Origin of the sequence: Pseudomonas sp. (genome assembly GCF_037994325.1) — a bacterium.
In the GTDB taxonomy this organism is placed as follows: domain Bacteria; phylum Pseudomonadota; class Gammaproteobacteria; order Pseudomonadales; family Pseudomonadaceae; genus Aquipseudomonas.
Genome location: NZ_JBBNAH010000139.1, coordinates 1 through 1,299 on the forward strand (window position 1 = coordinate 1; position 1,299 = coordinate 1,299).

The following is a 1,299-nucleotide window of genomic DNA, read 5'->3' on the forward strand; positions in this document are numbered from 1 at the left end:
GTATTTAGAGGTGCGCATGACTGCGGAGCAGCGCTTTGCTCGCCGCGTGCGGGTCGCGATTGCGGCCTTCGTGCTGTTATTCGGCTACTTTCTCGCGGCCGACCTGTGGATGCCCATCACCCCGCAGGCGCAACTGACGCGCCCGGTGCTGCGTATTGCGCCACGGGTCAGCGGCCAGGTGTTGCAGATCGCCGTGGCCAACAACGCCCATGTGCAGGCCGGGCAGTTGCTCTTTCGCCTTGATCCCGAGCCGTTCCGCCTTGCCGTGCACGCTGCTGAGTTGGCTGAGGAACAGGCCGAACAGAACAATCAGCAATTGGACGCGGCCCTTGCTGCCGCGCGCGCCGAACATCAGGCCGCACAGGCCACGGCGGCGGAGTTGCAGCGTGAAGGCGGACGCTTGACCAAGCTGTTGGCCAGCCAGAATGTGTCGCGCCAGCTGTACGAGCAAACCGCCTCGCAAACGGCTGCCGCCCAGGCCAAGGTCAGTGCTGCCTCGGCGCGCATCCGTGAGTTGCTGGTTGAGCGTGGTGAGGCGGGCGAGGGCAACCTGGCCCTGCGTCTGGCGCGCAACGCATTGGCGCAAGCCAAGTTGCAGCTGGCCTACAGCGAAGTGCGCGCCGAGCGCAGCGGCACCTTGAGTAACTTGCAGTTATCCCCAGGTGCCTATGTAGCGGCCGGCAGTGCGGTGGCAGCGTTGGTAGCAGATGAAGCCGATATCAGCGCTGACTTTCGCGAAAAAGCCCTGCGCTATGTCAGCCTGCAAGACCCCGCTTCGGTGGTGTTCGACGGTTTGCCGGGCCAGGTGTTTGCCGCCACCGTCAGCGCCATTGATGCGGGGGTGAAAGAGGGCCAGCTGGAGGCCAACGGTGACCTGGCGTCGCCGGCTATTTCTGATCGCTGGGTGCGTGATGCCCAGCGTCAGCGCCTGCATATTGCCCTGGACCAGGCCTTGCCCCAGGCGCTGCCCAGCGGCGCCAAGGCCACGGTGCAGTTGTACCCGCATGACGCGCCGCTGGCGGCGTTTTTTGGCCGGGTGCAGATTCGCCTGATCAGCCTGCTGCACTACATCTACTAGGCGCGCCATGAGCCTTCCCGCCCTTACCGACAACGGCCTGCGCCAGTGCCTGCGCATTGCTACGGGCGGTACGCTGGGGCTGTTTATCAGCAAGCTGATGGACTGGGACAACGGCTCATTTTTCGCTGTGTATCCGATGTTGCTGCTCGGCCTAACGCCGATCATCAACGCCCATATTATTCGCCAGTTTCTTGCCCAGGCCGCCTTGGCCTGCCTAGAAG

At 64.0% G+C, this 1,299-nt stretch carries 2 protein-coding genes; both read left to right on the top strand.

Translation table 11 applies throughout. The features are described 5' to 3' along the window. The first annotated feature begins 16 nt into the window (after positions 1 to 16). A complete protein-coding gene (locus AAAB16_RS04670) occupies positions 17 to 1,078 on the top strand; it encodes a biotin/lipoyl-binding protein (protein ID WP_340662296.1) in 1,062 nt (353 codons plus the stop codon). 7 nt (positions 1,079 to 1,085) lie between these two features. Continuing rightward, positions 1,086 to 1,299 (top strand): DUF2955 domain-containing protein (locus AAAB16_RS04675; protein WP_340662295.1); only part of this gene is annotated, 214 nt, incomplete at its 3' end.